The organism is Methylorubrum subtropicum, from assembly GCF_038442325.1.
GTDB classification, from domain to species: domain Bacteria; phylum Pseudomonadota; class Alphaproteobacteria; order Rhizobiales; family Beijerinckiaceae; genus Methylobacterium; species Methylobacterium subtropicum.
On sequence record NZ_JBBXMW010000004.1, the window covers coordinates 144,100 to 162,865 of the forward strand.

At 68.3% G+C, this 18,766-nt stretch carries 16 protein-coding genes, 1 tRNA gene and 1 riboswitch; of the genes, 11 read left to right on the plus strand and 6 right to left on the minus strand.

Translation table 11 applies throughout. The features are described from left to right. The first annotated feature begins 47 nt into the window (after positions 1-47). The 3 genes from clpX (at position 48) to AAHG03_RS07635 (ending at position 4,226) form a co-directional block, all read left to right on the plus strand. Complete coding sequence (clpX, locus tag AAHG03_RS07625; protein ID WP_091949348.1) at positions 48-1,319, plus strand: ATP-dependent Clp protease ATP-binding subunit ClpX; 1,272 nt, start codon at positions 48-50, stop codon at positions 1,317-1,319. A gap of 271 nt (positions 1,320-1,590) precedes the next feature. Then, positions 1,591-4,014, plus strand: a complete 2,424-nt coding sequence (gene lon, locus AAHG03_RS07630) for an endopeptidase La (protein WP_342149937.1) — start codon at positions 1,591-1,593, stop codon at positions 4,012-4,014. Positions 4,015-4,150: 136 nt separating this feature from the next. After that, positions 4,151-4,226, plus strand: a tRNA-Val gene (locus AAHG03_RS07635). A 21-nt stretch (positions 4,227-4,247) separates the two neighbouring features. Here the strand turns inward: AAHG03_RS07635 and AAHG03_RS07640 are convergent. After that, positions 4,248-4,421, minus strand: a complete 174-nt coding sequence (locus AAHG03_RS07640) for a hypothetical protein (protein WP_342149938.1) — start codon at positions 4,419-4,421, stop codon at positions 4,248-4,250. Between the two features lie 328 nt (positions 4,422-4,749). Between AAHG03_RS07640 and AAHG03_RS07645 the strand changes: the two genes are divergently transcribed. Both AAHG03_RS07645 and AAHG03_RS07650 read left to right on the plus strand, forming a co-directional pair. After that, positions 4,750-4,938 (plus strand): hypothetical protein, encoded by a 189-nt coding sequence (locus AAHG03_RS07645; protein WP_342149939.1) that lies wholly within the window; start codon positions 4,750-4,752, stop codon positions 4,936-4,938. Between the two features lie 79 nt (positions 4,939-5,017). Then, positions 5,018-5,851: an ABC transporter permease gene (locus AAHG03_RS07650; protein ID WP_342149940.1), complete on the plus strand. Its 834-nt coding sequence runs from the start codon at positions 5,018-5,020 to the stop codon at positions 5,849-5,851. Positions 5,852-5,858: 7 nt separating this feature from the next. Here the strand turns inward: AAHG03_RS07650 and AAHG03_RS07655 are convergent, their stop codons facing one another. Next, positions 5,859-6,095 carry a hypothetical protein gene (locus AAHG03_RS07655; RefSeq protein WP_342149941.1) on the minus strand — a complete coding sequence of 79 codons (237 nt, stop codon included), beginning with the start codon at positions 6,093-6,095 and terminating at the stop codon, positions 5,859-5,861. 376 nt (positions 6,096-6,471) lie between these two features. Here AAHG03_RS07655 and AAHG03_RS07660 point away from each other — a divergent pair, with 376 nt between their 5' ends. Then, on the plus strand, positions 6,472-7,407 hold the full coding sequence (locus tag AAHG03_RS07660) for an alginate lyase family protein (protein ID WP_342149943.1): 936 nt from the start codon (positions 6,472-6,474) through the stop codon (positions 7,405-7,407). Between the two features lie 53 nt (positions 7,408-7,460). On the opposite strand, the gene AAHG03_RS07665 is transcribed toward AAHG03_RS07660, so the two are convergent. Together AAHG03_RS07665 and AAHG03_RS07670 are read right to left on the minus strand one after the other, a co-directional pair. Further along, complete coding sequence (locus AAHG03_RS07665; protein WP_342149945.1) at positions 7,461-9,548, minus strand: matrixin family metalloprotease; 2,088 nt, start codon at positions 9,546-9,548, stop codon at positions 7,461-7,463. A 178-nt stretch (positions 9,549-9,726) separates the two neighbouring features. Next, a complete protein-coding gene (locus AAHG03_RS07670) occupies positions 9,727-11,970 on the minus strand; it encodes a TonB-dependent receptor (protein ID WP_342149947.1) in 2,244 nt (747 codons plus the stop codon). Positions 11,971-12,091: 121 nt separating this feature from the next. After that, positions 12,092-12,286, minus strand: a riboswitch (cobalamin riboswitch). A 358-nt stretch (positions 12,287-12,644) separates the two neighbouring features. On the opposite strand from AAHG03_RS07670, the gene AAHG03_RS07675 reads away from it, so the two are divergent. From AAHG03_RS07675 to AAHG03_RS07685, 3 genes are all read left to right on the plus strand, one after another. Next, a complete protein-coding gene (locus AAHG03_RS07675; RefSeq protein ID WP_342149949.1) occupies positions 12,645-12,785 on the plus strand; it encodes a hypothetical protein in 141 nt (46 codons plus the stop codon). Between the two features lie 257 nt (positions 12,786-13,042). Next, a complete protein-coding gene (locus AAHG03_RS07680; RefSeq protein WP_342149951.1) occupies positions 13,043-13,459 on the plus strand; it encodes a hypothetical protein in 417 nt (138 codons plus the stop codon). A 55-nt stretch (positions 13,460-13,514) separates the two neighbouring features. Then, positions 13,515-13,790: a hypothetical protein gene (locus AAHG03_RS07685; RefSeq protein ID WP_342149953.1), complete on the plus strand. Its 276-nt coding sequence runs from the start codon at positions 13,515-13,517 to the stop codon at positions 13,788-13,790. Between the two features lie 7 nt (positions 13,791-13,797). On the opposite strand, the gene ccmB is transcribed toward AAHG03_RS07685, so the two are convergent. Together ccmB and ccmA are read right to left on the minus strand one after the other, a co-directional pair. Then, complete coding sequence (gene ccmB, locus AAHG03_RS07690) at positions 13,798-14,466, minus strand: heme exporter protein CcmB (RefSeq protein WP_342149955.1); 669 nt, start codon at positions 14,464-14,466, stop codon at positions 13,798-13,800. Next, entirely contained in the window at positions 14,463-15,107 is a 645-nt protein-coding gene (gene ccmA / locus AAHG03_RS07695; protein WP_342149956.1) for a heme ABC exporter ATP-binding protein CcmA, read from the minus strand. The genes ccmB and ccmA overlap by 4 nt, the downstream gene beginning before the upstream one ends. A gap of 317 nt (positions 15,108-15,424) precedes the next feature. On the opposite strand from ccmA, the gene AAHG03_RS07700 reads away from it, so the two are divergent. Together AAHG03_RS07700 and acnA are read left to right on the plus strand one after the other, a co-directional pair. Next, positions 15,425-15,595 (plus strand): hypothetical protein, encoded by a 171-nt coding sequence (locus AAHG03_RS07700; RefSeq protein WP_342149957.1) that lies wholly within the window; start codon positions 15,425-15,427, stop codon positions 15,593-15,595. A 282-nt stretch (positions 15,596-15,877) separates the two neighbouring features. Next, positions 15,878-18,589 carry an aconitate hydratase AcnA gene (acnA, locus tag AAHG03_RS07705; RefSeq protein WP_342149959.1) on the plus strand — a complete coding sequence of 904 codons (2,712 nt, stop codon included), beginning with the start codon at positions 15,878-15,880 and terminating at the stop codon, positions 18,587-18,589. Positions 18,590-18,766 lie beyond the last annotated feature (177 nt).

An 18,766-nucleotide genomic window follows, 5' to 3' on the forward strand; every position in this document is an offset into this window, starting at 1 on the left:
GCGCGCGCCCTCCTGGCTGGGGCCGCGCCCGCGAACCGGAGACCGACATGAGCAAGACCGGCGGCAACGACTCGAAGAGCACGCTGTACTGCTCGTTCTGCGGCAAGAGCCAGCACGAGGTCCGCAAGCTGATCGCGGGCCCGACGGTGTTCATCTGCGACGAGTGCGTCGAGCTGTGCATGGACATCATCCGCGAGGAATCGAAGTCCTCGCTGGTGAAGAGCCGCGACGGCGTCCCGACCCCGAAGGAAATCCGGCGCGTCCTCGACGATTACGTCATCGGCCAGGACTTCGCCAAGAAGGTCCTCTCGGTGGCGGTGCACAACCACTACAAGCGGCTCGCGCACGCGACGAAGCACAACGACGTCGAGCTGGCCAAGTCCAACATCATGCTGATCGGGCCGACCGGCTCGGGCAAGACGCTGCTCGCGCAGACGCTCGCCCGCATCCTCGACGTGCCGTTCACCATGGCGGACGCCACGACGCTGACCGAAGCCGGCTATGTCGGCGAGGACGTCGAGAACATCATCCTCAAGCTGCTCCAGGCCTCCGACTACAACGTCGAGCGGGCGCAGCGCGGCATCGTCTACATCGACGAGATCGACAAGATCTCCCGCAAGTCCGACAACCCGTCGATCACCCGCGACGTGTCGGGCGAGGGCGTGCAGCAGGCGCTGCTGAAGATCATGGAGGGCACCGTCGCCTCCGTGCCGCCCCAGGGCGGGCGCAAGCATCCGCAGCAGGAGTTCCTGCAGGTCGACACCACGAACATCCTGTTCATCTGCGGCGGTGCCTTCGCGGGCCTTGAGCGCATCATCTCACAGCGCGGCAAGGGCACGTCGATCGGCTTCGGCGCCAGCGTCCAGGCACCCGACGACCGCCGCACCGGCGAGGTGTTCCGCTCGGTGGAGCCGGAGGACCTGCTGAAGTTCGGCCTCATCCCCGAATTCGTCGGCCGTCTCCCCGTGCTCGCCACGCTGGAGGACCTCGACGAGGAGGCCCTGAAAAAGATCCTGCAGGAGCCGAAGAACGCGCTGGTCAAACAGTACCAGCGCCTGTTCGAGATGGAGAACGTCGAGCTGACGTTCCAGGACGAGGCGCTGAGCCTCGTCGCCCGCAAGGCGATCGAGCGCAAGACCGGCGCCCGCGGCCTGCGGTCGATCCTGGAGACCATCCTGCTCGACACGATGTACGACCTGCCCGGCCTCGATTCGGTCGAGCAGGTGGTCATCGGCCCGGAGGTGGTGGACGGCAAGTCGAGGCCGCTCTTCATCCACGGCGACCGCAACAAGGACGCACCGGCCAGCGTCAGCGCCTGATCGGCAGCCAAGAGGGGCCGCCCGGCACAAGCCGGCGGCCCTTTCTCGTTCGGGGGGTGGCCGCTTGAAAGCGCGCCGGCGAAGGACCAATTCAAGTCCATCGCAGCCGGCACGCTTCTCTCCTCTCCCCGCTCTTCCCAAGGTGCGGGCTGCGCTACCAGCCGCAGACGTATCATTCGCCCCCGACCCTTCGCGGCCCGGTCGGCACCTGGCAGGATGCTTGCTCGATCCGAGGAGCGCATGCCCGGCGTCAACAGATAAGGGAAAACCCATGACCCAGTCGAAATCGCGCCAGCCGGTCGTTCCCGGTTCGACGGGCTCCTACGCCGTCCTGCCGCTGCGCGACATCGTCGTGTTCCCGCACATGATCGTGCCGCTCTTCGTCGGCCGCGAGAAGTCGATCCGCGCGCTGGAAGAGGCCGTGCGCTCGGACCGTCACATCCTGCTCGCCACTCAGATCAACGCCAGCGACGACGATCCGGCGACCGACGCGATCTACAAGATCGGCACGCTGGCTTCCGTCCTCCAGCTCCTGAAGCTGCCCGACGGCACCGTGAAGGTGCTGGTCGAGGGTGCGGGACGTGCCCAGATCGAGGAGTTCGTCCGCTCCGACGAGTTCTACGAGGCCCGCGCGCTCACCCTCGACGACGACCTCGGCGACCGCGTCGAGGCCGAGGCGCTCGCCCGCTCGGTGATCTCCGAGTTCGAGAACTACGTGAAGCTCAATAAGAAGATCTCGCCCGAGGTCGTCTCCGCCGTCACGCAGATCGACGAGCCGTCCAAGCTCGCCGACACGGTGGGCTCGCACCTCGCGGTCAAGATCGCCGACAAGCAGGCGATCCTGGAGATTCCCACGGTGGCCGCGCGCCTGGAGCGCGTGCTGTCGCTGATGGAGAGCGAGATCTCCGTGCTGCAGGTGGAGAAGCGCATCCGCACCCGCGTCAAGCGGCAGATGGAGAAGACCCAGCGCGAGTACTACCTCAACGAGCAGATGAAGGCGATCCAGAAGGAGCTGGGCGACGAGGACGGTCGCGACGAGCTGGCCGAGCTGGAAGAGAAGATCGAGAAGACCAAGCTTACGAAGGAGGCCCGCGAGAAGGCCACCGCCGAGCTGAAGAAGCTCCGCCAGATGTCGCCGATGTCGGCCGAGGCCACGGTCGTGCGCAACTACCTCGACTGGATGCTCGGCATCCCGTGGGGCAAGCGCTCGAAGATCAAGAAGGATCTGCTCGGCGCGCAAGCCATCCTCGATTCGGATCACTTCGGCCTCGACAAGGTCAAGGATCGGATCGTCGAGTACCTCGCCGTGCAGCAGCGGACCAACCGGCTCACCGGCCCGATCCTCTGCCTCGTCGGCCCCCCCGGCGTCGGCAAGACGTCGCTCGGCAAGTCGATCGCCAAGTCCACGGGCCGCGAGTTCGTGCGGATGTCGCTCGGCGGCGTGCGCGACGAGGCCGAGATCCGCGGTCACCGCCGGACCTATATTGGCTCGATGCCCGGCAAGATCGTCCAGTCGATGCGCAAGGCCAAGACCTCGAACCCGCTCATCCTGCTCGACGAGATCGACAAGATGGGCATGGACTTTCGCGGTGACCCTTCCGCCGCCCTGCTGGAGGTTCTCGACCCGGAGCAGAACAGCACCTTCAACGACCATTACCTCGAAGTCGATTACGACCTGTCGAACGTGATGTTCGTCACCACCGCCAACACGCTCAACATCCCCGGCCCGCTGATGGACCGCATGGAGGTGATCCGCATCGCCGGCTACACCGAAGAGGAGAAGCTGGAGATCGCCCGTCGCCACCTCATCCCCGAGGCGGTCAAGAAGCACGGGCTGGCGGCCGACGAGTGGTCGATCACCGACGACGGTCTGATGATGCTCATCCGCCGCTACACGCGGGAGGCGGGCGTCCGTAACCTCGAGCGCGAGATCTCCAACCTGATCCGCAAGGCGGTGAAGGAGATCCTGATCACCAAGGTCAAGCAGGTGGAGGCCAACCCCGACACGCTGCCGACCTTCCTCGGCCCGCCGAAGTTCCGCTACGGCGAGATCGACGCGGACGATCAGGTCGGCGTGGTGACGGGTCTGGCCTGGACCGAGGTCGGCGGCGAGCTGCTGACGATCGAGGGCGTCATGATGCCCGGCAAGGGCAAGATGACGGTCACGGGCAACCTGCGCGACGTGATGAAGGAGTCGATCTCGGCGGCCGCCAGCTACGTCCGCTCGCGGGCTCTCGACTTCGGCATCGAGCCGCCGCTGTTCGAGCGCCGCGACATCCACGTCCACGTGCCGGAGGGGGCGACCCCGAAGGACGGGCCGTCGGCGGGTATCGCCATGGCGACCGCGATCATCTCGACGCTCACCGGCATCCCGGTGCGCCGCGAGGTGGCGATGACCGGCGAGGTGACCCTGCGGGGCCGCGTCCTGCCGATCGGCGGCCTCAAGGAGAAGCTGCTCGCCGCGCTCCGCGGCGGCATCAAGACGGTGCTGATCCCGGAGGAGAACGCCAAGGACATCGCCGAGGTGCCCGACAGCGTGAAGCAGGGGCTTGAGATCATCCCGGTCTCGCGGATGGATCAGGTCCTCACCCACGCCCTCGTGCGCCAGCCCGAGGCGATCGAGTGGGACGAGCCGCTGCCCGCCAAGGCCCCGGCCCGGACCGACGACGACAGCGCCACGCTCGTCGCCCATTAAGGCGAGCGGGACCGAAGCAAGAAGGCCCCCGGAGCGGCAGGCTCCGGGGGCCTTTTTCGTGCCGGAAGCGGACGGGACAACGGCCAGCGTCTTGCGCGCACGCCCGCGCTTCCGTAACGCTTCGCGCGTCGCGGCCGGGCGGTTAGCTCAGTTGGTAGAGCGTCTCCTTTACACGGAGAGGGTCGGGGGTTCGAGTCCCTCACCGCCCACCAGGAGCCCGCAGTTCCCTGCGATCAGGCGGTATAAGCCACCCCCCATTCCCGCCCGTCGCGCCAGATGACGCGGCAGGGGGTGTCGATGGCGAGTTCTGGGCAGTGCAGGTGGAACGCCTCGTCCGGACTCGCCTCATGCGGGAATTCCAGCAGCGCGCCGTGCTCGTTGTGGTTCCAGATTAGGCATTCGACCACGGGCGCACCGTCGGCCGCTCGACAAAGCCCGATCTTGAACCCGTTGAGGCGTGTCAAACGCCGCCGCTCTTCAGACACGACGTGCCCCCGATTCGCGCTCACGACAGAAAAGGCACGGCGATTGCCGGGATGCAAACGGCAACGGGCCCTGGATAGGCTCAGGCGACACTTCATCACGCATCGGTTAGGCCGACGCCGGTCGCAGCGCGCCGGACGGCCGGCCTCGCCCCATGTCCGTTGCGCGGACGAGGGTTGCGTCACAAAAGGGCCAAGCTCGCGCCGCATGGAGGAGCCGTCGCCCGGTGGGCCGGACGCGCGGGGTAGGGTCATGATGGATCGTCGCATCATCGGGGCCGAAGCCGGGGGGAAGCTGCGCAAGGCGCGCCGCTTCGGCCGTCTCCTGTCGCTGCTGCTGGTGTCGGTGATCGGCCTCGGTGTCGCCCAGGCGATCGGCGACGCGACGCCGGAGGACGATGCGGACGGGGACGAGCGCATCGTCTTCCGCCACTTCGTCTGACGCGCGCGCACGTTCCTCGATTTCGGCGTGATTGCGGGCGATGACGCCTGCGAACACCCATTCACGTGCGACGGATTCCATGAGTGCACCGACCCGCGCCGCCGTCCCGGTCAACACGAACTGGGTCCAGCCGCCGGCCCACAGAGTCACGGCTCCGCCGAGTCAGGTCGACAGCTATCTCGGCGTCATCAACGCCCTGATGCTGCGCGACATGCGCAGCCGCTTCAGCGCCTCGTACTGGGGCTATCTGGTCCAGATGCTGTGGCCGGTCGCCCACGTGCTCGTCATCGTGTCGATCATGGCGTTCCGCGACATGGAATCGCCGATGGGCGATTCCCCGCTGCTCTTCGTCGCGTCGGGCGCGTTCCCGTTCCTCGCCTTCAAGTACATCTCCCGCGAGATGATGAAGGGCTACAACGCCCACAAGGCCCTGCTCTGGTTTCCGCAGGTCAAGCGCGTCGATACGATGGTGGCCCGCGGCGCGGTCGAGATCTGCAGCAGCTTCATGGGCCTCGGCGTCGTCAGCTTCGTCCTGATCTGCCTCGGGGTCGATCCGGTCCCGGTCGATATCATGACGGCGATGACCGGCTACCTAACCGCGATCCTGATGGGGCTGGCAATCGGAAGCTTCAATGTCAGCTTGGTCGCGATCTTTCCGTTCTGGATGTTGATGTACATCGTCATTGCCATCGCGCTCTATATGACGAGTGGGGTTCAGTTCATGGGCTGTTATCTGCCCGAGCGCCTCTATGCGATCATGAAGTGGAATCCGCTGGTTCATATCGTCGAGTGGGTTCGGCTCGGATACGAGCCCAACCTTCCGGTCACGATCGATTACGTCTATATCTACTGTTGGATCTTCAGTGCCTTCACCGTCGGCTTCCTGATGGACCGCTACATCGTCAACCGCTGAGGCCGCGTCAGCTCAGTCGGCGTGGTCGGCCCGGTTCGAGACCGAGGCCGGCCGCTGCGGCCGGAGCGAGCACGTCGTCCGTGACCTCGGCGATGTCGCAGGGCCCGAGGTCCGCCGCCACCGCCGCCAGGGCCTGACCGGAATCGGCGGCGAGCACGGCGAAGCGCCCGGTCGCCGCGCCGCTGACCCGGATGATGTGGGCCCGCATCGGTGAGGCCGGCCGCCGGAACGGGTTGAAAGCCATGGGTGCCGATCCCCGCGAGGCGCCCGCTGCCGCCGGGGGGCGTCTCCCGATCCCGTGTTGCGAAGGGCTCGGCCCCGATCCGGCCGACTCATCCTGTTTCACATCGCCCAAGCTCCTCCACAAACAACAAAAATCAGTAAAGCACGCGTCCGCGGTCCGGTCGCCGCGTCGGCGACGTCACGGGCGCCCTGCCGCGAGTGAGGCGGAAACGGCCGTGCTTCGCCTTCGTGGCGCCCCCGTTCGAGCGGATGGATGGGGGGCGCATGAATGGCGGGCGGCCCTTCGCCCGCGGACCGTGCGCGTACAACGGGCATGGACGACCATGAACACACGTCATCGGGCAGATTCTCGCCGGCCGCGTCCCGCGGTCGCCTCCGTGGCAACCCTCGCGCTTCTGGGCGCGCTGTTCTCGGGCGCGGCCGCCGCGCAGACGCCGAGTCCCGGCGACGGGGCCTGCCCCCTGCCGCCCGAGACCTCCGCGATCCTCGACGCCAAGATGCGGGGCGGCAAGTCCAGCGGAAGCGACGACGAGGTGAAGGCGTTCAACCGGCAGGCGCTCGGCCCGATGGTCGGCTTCATCAAGCGGATGGAGGGCCTGAGCGACGCCGCGATCAACGGCAACGCCGCCGCCGGCGCCTGCTTCGGCACCAGCCTCGACCGCTGGGTCCGCACCGATCCGGCCACGGTCCCGCAATCGGACCAAGCGCATTTCGAGCAGACTTGGACGCTGAGCGCGATGGCGCTGGCCATCATCAAGGCGCAGGCCGCGGGCGTGACGATCACCCCGGCGGCCAAGAACTGGCTGCGCACCATGAGCGACGGCGTGCGGGCGTTCCACAACGCGCGGCCCTTCACCAACAACCACGCGGCCTGGGCGGCGCTCGCGGTCGGCGCGGCGGCCTACATCACCCGCGACGAGGATGCGTGGCGCTGGGCGCTAGGCCGGGAATCCATCGTCACCGACCAGATCCAGCCCGACGGCACGCTGCCGCGGGAGTTGCAGCGCGGCAAGAGCGCGTCGAGCTACCATCTCTTCACCGCCATGCCGCTGGCGGCGTTCAACCTGATCCAGCGCTGCCGCGGCGGCGTGGAGCCGGCGCAGGCCGCGGCGATGAAGCGTCTCGTCACCCTGCTGCCGCAGATGGAACAGAACCCGCAGCTGCTGGCCCCGAAGGCCGGCGCCGAGCAGGGCGTGCTGAAGCACTACGCCGTCGTCCGGATCCTGCGCGGCGAGAGCCAGGAGCGCTTCAACGAGCAGAAGCTCGGCGGCGACATCGGCAACCTGCCCAAGGCCCTGGCGCAATGCCGCTAGGCCTTTGACCCGGGGGATCGTTCCGGGACCGAGTCCCGGAGCGATCCTCGAACTCACACGATCAGGAAGTCGTGCGCCGTCAGCGCCGCCTTGTTGTCGAGCACGGCGAACTTCACCGCCGCCGCCTTGCCCGAGCCGTCGGCGTCGTAGAACAGCTCGCCCGTCGTCTGCCGGTAGATGATGCGGTCGTCGAGATCGATCGCCGCCGTGCCGGCGTTCTTGAACGCCGTGGCGGCGAGCTGGCCCGCGGCGAGCGCCGCGAAGATGCTCTTCGACAGCTGGATCGTGTCCTCGACGGCGAAGTCGGCGATGTGGTCGAGGTTGGCGCTGCCGGGCTTGGTCGAGAACACGAAGGTGTCGGCGCCCCTGCCGCCGCGCAGGACATCGTTGCCGAGGCCGCCGTCGAGGACGTTCGCGCCGGCATTGCCAATTAGGGTCTGGCCGAACTCGTTGCCGAACAGGTTGAGCTTGGCCGCGCCGGTCGAGCCGGCGAACTGGAGCGTCTCCACCTCCTGGCCGGCGGCGATCCGATAGGAGGCGGTGGAGACGATCGCGTCCCGGCCCTCGCCCCTGGCCTCGATGACGACGTCGCGGGACGAATTCACCCGGTAGACGTCGTTGCCCACGCCGCCCGCGAGACGGTCGTTGCCGCCGCGCCCGTCGAGGTCGTTGGCGTACTCGTTGCCGGTGATGGTGTCGTTGCCCGCGCCGCCGATCACGTTCTCGATGCTGCTGAAGCGGTCGGCGCCGATGTCGGCGCCGCGGGCGTTGAAGTAGACGTAAGTGCCGTCGATGAGTTCGTAGGTGCCCTTCATCGAGACGACGATGGCGGCGGTCGCGGCGCTGAAATCCGCGGTGTCGATGTCGGCGGCGGACCAGGCCGGGTCGTCGCCGCCGCTGAGCCAGTCGTCGCCGAGGCCGCCGACCAGCCGGTCGGCGCCGGCGCCTCCCCACAACAGGTCGTCGCCCGCGCCGCCGACGAGGATGTCGTTGGCGTCCCGGCCAGTCAGGGTGTCCTTGCCGTCGCCGCCGTCGAGCTGGTCACGGCCGAAGCCGCCGTTAAGGGTGTCGTCGCCCGCTCCCCCGGTCAGGACGTTGTCGCCGTCGCCGCCGTCGAGGATGTCGTTGCCCGCGCCGCCGTCGAGGGTGTCCTTGCCGGCCCAGCCGCGCAGGGTATCGTCGCCGTCGCCGCCGATAAGCCGGTCGTTGCCGTCGCCTCCGTCGAGCGTGTCCTTACCCCGGCCGCCGTCGAGGGTGTCGTTGCCGGCATCCCCCCGCAGGGTGTCGTTGCCGTCGCCGCCGTTCAGGATGTCGTTGCCCACGTCGCCGTAGAGCTTGTCGTCCTGGGTGCCGCCGTCGAGCCGGTCGTTGCCGCGACCGCCGAACAGGATGTCGTTGCCGCCCATGCCGTACATCACGTCGGCCGAGGCGACGCCGCGGATGGTGTCGGCGGTGGCGAAGCCGGTCTGGGTCAGGGTGTCGGTCGTGGCGTTCCAGGACCAGGAGGCGACCTGCTTCCCGTCGCGATCCGCGCCGCCGTAGAGGTAGCGGATCGCATCGAGATCGAACGGGCCGAGCTTCGGCCCGTAGCCGGTGTAGCTCATCACCGTGTGGTCGGTGTTGTCGAGATCGGTGGCGAGCACCGGGTCGCCCTCGAACGGGTGCTTGAGCCCGAGCGCGTGGCCGATCTCGTGGATCAGCACGTGGGTCATGTCGTCGAGGGAATAACCCGCAACCTGATCGTCGAGGTAGATGTCGCCGCCGGTCGCGTCATCGTAGGCGTAGTCGCCGCCGAGATGGACCAAGGGGTAGTAGGCGTAGCCCGCCGCCCCCGACTGGTTCGGGTCCTTGACGAGGTCGTAGGTGGCGAAGCGGATGTCGCCCTGGCCGGCATCGGCTTCGAGGAAGCGGATGCCGCTGGCGTCGCCCCATTGCTTCAGCGCGTCGCGGGCCGCCGCCTTCTCGGTCTCGGTCAGGGGCTGGAACGAGGCGCGGAACGCAGCCGAATAGGGCGCGCCCGCGACGGTCTCGTAGGAGCGCGCCTCGAACGAGTAGGTGATGAAGGCCGGCTTGCCGACCGTGCCCTGGCCCCACCATGAGGAGCCCGAGAGGAGGGCCCGGTAATCGGACACGGTCGCCATCGTCTTCCCCCAAACGCTCTTCTTCGGAGCCTCGGCTAGACAGCCGGCGACCGCCTTTCGGGCCGAGCCTCAAGCGATAGGAGGATGAAACCCGGCCGGCAAGCGTGCGGGACGGGAAGTCCCGCGCATTCCCGCCGCCCGTGTCCTGCCGGCGACAACAGGGTTTACGCTTCGGTCACTACCAAGCGACCGTGTAGGCGACCTCGAAGGTGCGGGGGCGGCCGAGATACCAGTTGGCGTTCCTGTTGTCGGCCACGAAGCCGTCGAGGGCGTAGACCGTATCGAGCAGGTTCGAGACCCGGAACGACAGCCGCGAGGCCGGCGTGACCTGTCGGTCGAGGCCGAGCGTCACCAGGGCGTAGTCCGGGCGGCGGCCGAGATTGGCGAAATCGGAAAACATCGCGCCGACATACTGCACGCCGACCCGCGCCTCCCAGTCGCGGGCGAACGCCCAATTGACCCAGAGGTTAGCGACCTGTTCGGGGACGTTGACCGGCGTCTTGCCGGTGAAGTCGCCGAAATCGTCGTACTGGGCCTGCAGCAGGGCGAGGTTGGCGTCGATGCGCCAGCCGGCCCAAGGCAGCCACGACAGGGCAACCTCCGCCCCGTAGGAGGATTGCTGCCCGACCTGCGCCACGAGCTGGGTGCTGCCCGGCACCGGGGAGAGCACGTCCTTCTTGACGATGCGGTAGCCCGCCAGCGTCCACTCGACCGTGCCGCCGAAGGCCAGCCCCTTGGCGCCGACCTCGATCTGCTCGCCGGTCGAGAGTTTGAGGTTCGACAGCGATTGCGACAGCGAGATCAGGCTGTTCACCGGATCGGTGGCGGTGGCGTATTGCGCGTAGAGCGTCGTCTCCGGCGAGAGCGCGTAGACGAGGCCGAAGCGGTAGCCGAACGCCTGGAACGAGCGCTCGAAGAAGCGGTTCGCGGGATTCGTCGCGAGCAGGTTGGTGCGCTGGAGCGTCGGCGCGTCGAATCGCACGCCCGCCAGCAGCGAGAGCCGGTCGGTGAGTTCCAGCCGATTCTCGGCGAAGACGGAGGCCTGGTCCGTGTGGGTCACGTAGGCCGGCACCGCGCGACCGTCGGCGGGGAAGAGGCCCGGATCATAGCCGATCAGGGGGACGCTCTGCGGTGGCTGGTTCGAGGGCGGCTCGTTGAACGTGCCGCTGAAGTTGTTGTCGTGCTTGAACGCGATGCGGTTCACGTCGAAGCCGGCGGTGAACTGGTTCGGCAGGCCGAACAACGAGCCGCGGAACGTCGCGTCGAAGCGATTGCCGATCTGTTCCTGACGGTGGATGATGTCGATGTAATCCGAGCGGTTCACGCGGCCGGTCTCGGATTCGTAGACGTATCGCTCGACATCGAGCCAGTGGCGTCGGCTCTGGAGGCGGTAGGCGGTGTTGCGGATCGTGACTTCGGCGGACGGCGTCCACTCGGTGCGCAGCTGGGTCCAGTTGTCGGCCCAGGTGATCTTGGCGTCGCGGACGTTGTAGTTGTTGAAGCGCACGGCATCGAGCACGCGCCCGTTCACCAGCGGCGTGCCCCAGTAGCGCACAGGCTCCTGATAGCCGAGGTCGTGGGAGAGGGTGACGGCGAGATCGGGCCTCGCCTGCCACGTCAGCGCGCCGGAGACCGCGAGGTTGCGGAAGTCGCCGTTGGGGGTGATCCAGCCGTCGGCGCGGTTGCCGCTGACGTTGAGGCGGTAGGCGACCGATTCGCCGATCGGCCCGGTCGAGTCGATCGCCGCGCGCATCAGCCCGTCCGAGCCGAGGCCGACGCGGGCGACGTTCAGCGGCGTGAACAGCGGCTTCTTCGACACCACGTTGACGATGCCGCCGATGGCGCCCTCGCCGTAGAGCACCGAGGCCGGCCCGCGCAGCACCTCGATGCGCTCGACGTTCCACGTGTCGAACGGGAAGGTCAGGGTGTTGGCGCCGACATAGAGCCGCGTGCCGTCGAACAGCGTCTGGATCGAGTTCTGCCCGGCAAAGCCGCGCGCGGTGAAGGCACCGAGCCCGAAGCCCGGCGAGCCGAAGGTCGAGATGCCGGTGCCGTTCTGCGAGACCGCCTCCAGCACCGAGGACTGGCCGCGCAAGCGGATGGTCTCGCCGGAAACGATGTCGAGGCTCGCCGGCGTCTCCAGCGGCGTCAGCCCGAGGCGGCTCGCCCCGCGCGAGGGCGTGCGGAGGTTGAGGCCGACCGGTGAGGCCTGGGTGAGGCTGGGTTTACGGAGGGCAGCCGCGGCCTCGGCGCCGATGGCCTCGGCAGGCACGTTCACCGGCACGTCGAGGTCGCGGGCGACCGCGATCTCGTCGAGCCGGGTTTCCACGGAAGCGCCTTGCGCGGCGGCGGCGACGGGGAGGGCGCTCGCGAGCGCGGCGAGGATCGGCCGCGCGCGGCGGCTTCTTTTGGGGGGAGACATGGAGAAAAACGGGCCTCGGGCGGCGACGGTGGCACGTCACCGCGAACGAGGCCGTGGCACGGGTCCGATAGGGCACCCGCGCTCCGACACCCGCCGGGGCACCCCGCCCAGCGCGTTTCGCGTGTGACCACGGCCGACGGCAGGTCTCCTGGCTCGCGGGTCGCCGTCCCTCATCGTCTTCCCAGGCGAGGCGCCCAGTGACGTGGTGATGGGGGACTCTCCGCTCACAGTTGCGGGGGCAGCCGCGGGGTCGGGCCGAAGCCTTCACCGCGTTCCCTTTTGATCCCTCTCGGGAACCGTCTACGGTCACGCTAGGCGGCCGGGACCATCACGGTCAACCGAATGTCGCAGGGACGGCGCGGATTCCTGTGCCCCAAGCTTCGAGGCAATGGGCCCCAAGAAAAAAGGCCGCCCCGATGGAGGGCGGCCCGAAGTCTAGGGAGGAAACGCCCAAGAAGGGCAACGGGACCGCGACGCCATCGCGATCTCGCATGAGCTTTTGTTTCACGGTGCGCTGCACAAAACAATCCGGGTGGAAACGATCCCGGCCATGCGTTCGACGCATGGATTATGGATTCAGAGGCTTCCGCCCGGCGTCGGCCGGGGTCACGAAACGAAACCGGCGCCCCGGCGGTTCACGAACGACGCGCTGAAATCCGCTCTCGGAGACCCCGATGCCCCGCTGGATGCTCGTCTTCCCCGTCGCCCTGCTGCTCGCCGCGATCGTCGTCGTGTTCGCTTTTCAAGGCACCGGCCCGACCCAGACCCAGGACACCCACGCCACCGAAGGCGGCGGCCGGACGAAGACGCCGTAAGGGGAGGGGGCGTTCGTGTGATCAACGGCCTCATCCATCCAACCCCCTCATCCTGAGGTGCAGCGCAGCGGCCTCGAAGGAGGGCTCCAGAAGTCGCGCGATCCGCTGGAGCCCTCCTTCGAAACTCCGCTTCGCTCCGCACCTCAGGATGAGGGATGGGGTGGGAGCATTGCCCATAAGTTCAACACATAAAGGCCACGGTCTCGCACGCGCCTTGCTTCACTTCGCCGACGAATCTTTTCGAGGCTTCGACGGCGATGCGGATTCCGGCCCTTCTTCCCTTCCTGCTCACGGCCCTGCCGTCGCCCGCCGAAGTCATGGCGATGGAGGCGCATATCGCGGCGGTGGAGTTCGCGGTCGCGGCCGATCCGCTGATCGGCAAGCGGGTGACGCTGGACGATTGCCATCTCGTCTTCGCCACCGAGAGCGAGGCGACCTGCCTCGGCCTCGCGCCGGAGGCCGCCGACAATACGGCGCCGCCGCTGCGCCGGGTGCTGGTGCGGCTGGCGGACGCCGGCGGCGTCCGGGCAGGGCGGCTGTGCGAGGGCGGGGCGCTCGACGACGCCTGCCATGTCAGCGTCTCGGGCGTGGTCGAGGATCAGTCCGGCGCCTTCGGCCTCGGCGAGCGGGCGATGCTGGGCCTGCGCGAGGGCACCATCCACTGGCCGGACTGAAACCCGACTGAAACCTGGGGGTCACCGCGGCGTTGAGGGGCCAGGGAGTTCGACCATGACCCAACGCATCCTGCTCGCGACCATTCTCACGACCGCCTTCGCCACCGCGGCGGCGGCGCAAACCGCCCCGCAGACCGGCACCGGCGGCGGCCCGACCTCGACGGTGACGGCGCCCAACACCTCCGCCGTCGGCCGCACCATGCCGCCCGCGGGCGGCGGCGGGCTCGACCGGATCGACCGCAGCGAATCGCGCTCGATCGACCGCGAGACCAAGACAGAGCGCAAGAACGACGCGATCGACACCGGCATCTGCATCGGCTGCAACAAGTAGGCCGATACTACTCCGACCAGCGCAGGGAGGCGGCTGCCGCCAGCGTCCCGATCACGCCCGCGATCAGGCTGAGCGCCGCGAGCACCGCGAGCGGCGTCGTGAACGGCACGGTGCCGCCGAGCGCGGCCTCGGTCGCCGAGACGCCGAAGATCAGGGTCGGGATCATCAGCGGCAGCACCACGATCGCCAGGATCAGGCCGCCGCGGCGGATCGTGGCGGTGAGCGCGGCGCCGACCGCGCCGATGAAGGCGAGGGCTGGCGTGCCGACGAGCAGCGTCAGCGCGGTCGCCCCCATCGCGGTCGGGGTGAGCGAGACCAGCAGGCCGAACAGCGGCGCCGAGAGCGCCAGGGGCAGGCCGGTGGTAAGCCAGTAGGCCGCAACTTTGGCCAGCACCACGAGTTCGAGCGGCACCGCCGCCCCCGTCATCAGGTCGAGCGAGCCGTCCTCCTCGTCGGACTGAAACAGCCGGTCGAGACCGATGAGCGTGGCCAGCACTGCGGCGAGCCAGAGAATCGCCGGGCCGATCCGCGACAAGAGGTTGAGGTCGGGTCCGAGCGCGAACGGCACCAGCACCACGATCATCAGGAAGAACACCAGCGACAGCGCCCCCGAGCCGCCGACGCGGGCGGCGAGCTTGAGGTCGCGGGCGAGCAACGCCGTGAACGCCCGCATCATGCCCAGCTCTCCTCGCTCAGATCGGCCGCGGCCTGCTCTACGGACGGCGCGCCGATGCGCAATTCGCGGGCATCCTCCAGGCCGAGCGCCTGATGGGTCGCGGCGACGACGAGGCCGCCTTCCGCCCGGTGTCGGGCCATCATCGCGGCGAGCACCTGTTGCGAGGCGAGGTCGAGGGCCGCGGTCGGCTCGTCGAGGAGCCAGAGAGGGCGGCGGCACACGAGGAGCCGCGCCAGCGCCACCCGCCGCCGCTGCCCGGCCGAGAGGTAGCCCACCGGCAGCCGCGCCACGTGCGGCAGGCCGAGTTCGGCGAGCGCCTCGGGCGGGCTCAGCGCGGCATCACCCAGAAGGTCGCGGGCGAAATCGAGGTTCTCCTGCGCGGTCAGCGCGGATTTGAGGCCGTCGCGATGGCCGACGACGTGCAGGCGCTCGAACAGGGTCGCCTCGCCGATGGCCTCGCCGCGGATCGTCCCGGCATCAGGCTTGAGCCGTCCGGCCAGCATGGCGAGCAGGCTCGACTTGCCCGCGCCGTTGCGCCCGGTGATCATCAGCGCCTCGCCCGGCCCGAGCGCGAAGGAGAGGCCGGAAAAGATGCGCCGGCCCGAGCGGCGGCAGGCGAGGTTCTGGACGATCAGCCGCACGACTTTGCCTGTGACGCCACGCGCCCGTTCTCCGGCCCCGCATTCGGATTCACTCATCGCCGTCGGGCCGGCGGCGATGGGAAGGCGCCTTCCCCTCCCCCTTGCGGGGAGGGGTCAGGTGTGGGGGTCGGGCAGGAGGCACCGTTCCGCTCGATCCTGCACCACCCCCACCTCCTACCTCCTCCCCGCAAGGGGGAGGAGAGGCGCACTATTCTGCGACCGCGTAGCCTAAACCGAGGTCGGAGGCGAACCGCGCGTCGTGCGCCGCATTGACCAAGGCGGTCCATGCACGGGCCCGACGGGAGGCAACCTTGGATTTGGGCGCGAGCGCACACCCCACCGAGGCCGAGTTCGAGCAGGACCCGGCGGCCATCGCCGGGCGGGCGCTGCTGGAGGAACGGCTGGCCCGCCTGACGCCCGATCAACTCTCCGCGTTCTGGGAGGCGGTGGGCCGTTGCTTCGGCGCACCGCCGCCCGAGGCGCCGTAGCCCGCCGTTTCAAGCGGGGGAGACCGTCACTGCCCACGCGGCAGGCAGTAGCGGCCAGATTCGAAACGTTCTATAGACCGGCCCAGGCTGCGCCGCGCGATCCTCTCAGGGCGTCCAAATCGCCCCTCGCGCACCATCCTGAGTGTCGGTTCCGGCACTCTTCCCGGGCGCCCCCGGGGCGGCGCGCGCTCGTTCCACGAGTGCATACGGCCGAACACCTCTCGTGGCGCAGGTTATGCCTACGCCGTGTTCGACAACGCCAGCTTCAGGATCCGACAAGCCGTGGCATCGCTCGACAGCTTCAAGGCCCGCCAGACGCTTCAAGCCGGGGGCAAGACCTACACCTACTACTCGATCCCGCACGCGCAGCAGAACGGCCTGGCCGATTCCACCGCGCTGCCGTTCTCGATGAAGGTGATCCTCGAAAACCTCCTGCGGTTCGAGGACGACCGCTCGGTCCGCAAAGGCGACATCGAGGCCGCCGTGGCGTGGCTCGACAACAAGGGCAAGGCCGAGACCGAAATCGCCTTCCGCCCGTCCCGCGTGCTGATGCAGGACTTCACCGGCGTTCCCGCCGTGGTGGATCTCGCCGCCATGCGCGACGCCATGGTGTCCCTCGGCGGCGACCCCCAGAAGATCAACCCGCTGGTGCCGGTCGATCTCGTCATCGACCACTCGGTGATCGTCGACGAGTTCGGCACGCCGAAGGCCCTGGCCGACAACGTGGCGCTCGAATACGAGCGCAACGGCGAGCGCTACACCTTCCTCAAGTGGGGCCAGTCGGCGTTCGACAACTTCTCCGTCGTCCCGCCCGGCACCGGCATCTGCCATCAGGTGAACCTCGAATACCTGTCGCAGACGGTGTGGACCCGCCAAGATACGGATTCTTCGGACGGCTCGGACGTCGCCTATCCGGATTCGCTGGTCGGCACCGATTCGCACACCACCATGGTCAACGGTCTCGCCGTGCTCGGCTGGGGCGTCGGCGGCATCGAGGCCGAGGCGGCGATGCTGGGCCAGCCGCTGTCGATGCTGATCCCCGAGGTTGTCGGCTTCAAGCTGTCGGGCAAGCTGCCCGAGGGCACCACTGCGACCGACCTCGTGCTCACCGTCACGCAGATGCTGCGCAAGAAGGGCGTGGTGGGCAAGTTCGTGGAATTCTACGGCCCCGGCCTCGACGACATGGCGGTGGCTGACCGCGCCACGATCTCCAACATGGCCCCCGAATACGGCGCCACCTGCGGCTTCTTCCCGATCGACCGCAAGACCATCGACTTCCTGAAGGTGACCGGCCGCAACGACGACCGGATCGAACTGGTCGAGGCCTATGCCAAGGCGCAGGGCATGTGGCGGGACGCTGAGACCCCCGACCCGATCTTCACCGACACGCTCGAACTCGACATGGGCACCGTGCGCCCGTCGCTCGCCGGCCCGAAGCGCCCGCAGGACCGGGTGCTGCTCGACGCCGCCAAGAGCGGCTTCGCCGAGTCGATGGAGAAGGAGTTCAAGAAGGCGGGCGACATCTCGCGCCGTTTTGCTGTCGAGGGCACCAACTTCGACATCGGCCACGGCGACGTGGTGATCGCGGCCATCACATCCTGCACCAACACCTCGAACCCGAGCGTAATGATCGGCGCCGGCTTGCTGGCCCGCAACGCGGTCGCCAAGGGCCTGCGCTCGAAGCCGTGGGTGAAGACCTCGCTCGCCCCCGGTAGTCAGGTCGTCGGCGAATACCTCGACAAGTCCGGCCTCCAGGAGAGCCTCGACGCGCTGGGCTTCAACCTCGTCGGCTTCGGCTGCACCACCTGCATCGGCAATTCCGGCCCGCTCCCGGCGCCGATCTCGAAGGCGATCAACGACAACGACGTGGTCGCGGCGGCCGTGCTTTCGGGCAACCGCAACTTCGAGGGCCGCGTGAACCCGGACGTGCGCGCCAACTACCTCGCCTCGCCGCCGCTGGTGGTGGCCTACGCGCTGGCCGGCTCGCTCCAGATCGACATCACCACCGAGCCGCTGGGCCAGGGCTCGGACGGGCAGCCGGTCTACCTCAAGGACATCTGGCCGTCCTCGGAGGAGGTGAACCGCTTCATCGAGGAGAACATTACCTCGGCCCTGTTCAAGAGCCGCTATGCCGACGTGTTCGGCGGCGACGCCAACTGGCAGGGCGTCGAGGTGACCGAGGCCGAGACCTTCGCCTGGGACGGCGGCTCGACCTACGTGCAGAACCCGCCCTATTTCGAGGGCATGTCGAAGACCCCCGATCCGGTCACCGACATCGAGGGCGCGCGCATCCTCGGCTTGTTCCTCGACTCGATCACCACCGACCACATCTCGCCCGCGGGCAACATCCGCGCGGCCTCGCCCGCCGGCGAGTACCTGCAATCGCATCAGGTGCGGGTGCAGGACTTCAACCAGTACGGCACGCGGCGCGGCAACCACGAAGTCATGATGCGCGGCACCTTCGCCAACATCCGCATCAAGAACCAGATGGTGAAGGACGAGGGCGGCAACGTGGTCGAGGGCGGCTACACGCTCCACCAGCCCGACGGCACGAAGATGTTCATCTACGACGCCGCACAGAAATACGCGGAGGAGGGCACCCCGCTCGTCGTCTTCGCCGGCAAGGAATACGGCACCGGCTCGTCGCGCGACTGGGCGGCCAAGGGCACCAAGCTTCTGGGCGTGCGCGCCGTCATTGCCGAGAGCTTCGAGCGCATCCACCGCTCGAACCTCGTCGGCATGGGCGTGGTGCCGCTGGTGTTCCAGGGCGACGCCTCGTGGCAGTCGCTCGGCCTGAAGGGCGACGAGACCGTGACGATCAAGGGTCTGGCCGGCGAGCTGAAGCCGCGCCAGACGCTCACCGCCGAGATCACCTCGGCGGACGGCACGAAGCGGGAAGTGCCGCTGACCTGCCGGATCGATACGCTCGATGAGTTGGAGTACTTTCGCAACGGGGGCATCCTGCCGTACGTCTTGCGCTCGCTCGCGGCTTAAGGCGTAGAGCGGTAACCCTCCCCCCTCCGCGGGGGAGGGTGCCCGCGGAGCGGGCGGGAGAGGGGACGACGCTTCCGGAGATATCTGGACGAACGCGGCCAAGCGGCACCGTCGCTCCCCTCTCCCGACCCCCCTCGGGGGCCACCCTCCCACGCAGAGGGGGGAGGACAGGGCGTC

What these genes read in the sequence shown, in the direction of transcription:
- clpX (WP_091949348.1), top strand. Translation starts at nt 48, where the DNA reads ATGAGCAAGACCGGCGGCAACGACTCGAAGAGCACGCTGTACTGCTCG.
- lon (WP_342149937.1), top strand. Translation starts at nt 1,591, where the DNA reads ATGACCCAGTCGAAATCGCGCCAGCCGGTCGTTCCCGGTTCGACGGGC.
- AAHG03_RS07645 (WP_342149939.1), top strand. Translation starts at nt 4,750, where the DNA reads ATGATGGATCGTCGCATCATCGGGGCCGAAGCCGGGGGGAAGCTGCGC.
- AAHG03_RS07650 (WP_342149940.1), top strand. Translation starts at nt 5,018, where the DNA reads ATGAGTGCACCGACCCGCGCCGCCGTCCCGGTCAACACGAACTGGGTC.
- AAHG03_RS07655 (WP_342149941.1), bottom strand. Translation starts at nt 6,095, where the DNA reads ATGGCTTTCAACCCGTTCCGGCGGCCGGCCTCACCGATGCGGGCCCAC.
- AAHG03_RS07665 (WP_342149945.1), bottom strand. Translation starts at nt 9,548, where the DNA reads ATGGCGACCGTGTCCGATTACCGGGCCCTCCTCTCGGGCTCCTCATGG.
- AAHG03_RS07670 (WP_342149947.1), bottom strand. Translation starts at nt 11,970, where the DNA reads ATGTCTCCCCCCAAAAGAAGCCGCCGCGCGCGGCCGATCCTCGCCGCG.
- AAHG03_RS07675 (WP_342149949.1), top strand. Translation starts at nt 12,645, where the DNA reads ATGCCCCGCTGGATGCTCGTCTTCCCCGTCGCCCTGCTGCTCGCCGCG.
- AAHG03_RS07680 (WP_342149951.1), top strand. Translation starts at nt 13,043, where the DNA reads ATGCGGATTCCGGCCCTTCTTCCCTTCCTGCTCACGGCCCTGCCGTCG.
- AAHG03_RS07685 (WP_342149953.1), top strand. Translation starts at nt 13,515, where the DNA reads ATGACCCAACGCATCCTGCTCGCGACCATTCTCACGACCGCCTTCGCC.
- ccmB (WP_342149955.1), bottom strand. Translation starts at nt 14,466, where the DNA reads ATGATGCGGGCGTTCACGGCGTTGCTCGCCCGCGACCTCAAGCTCGCC.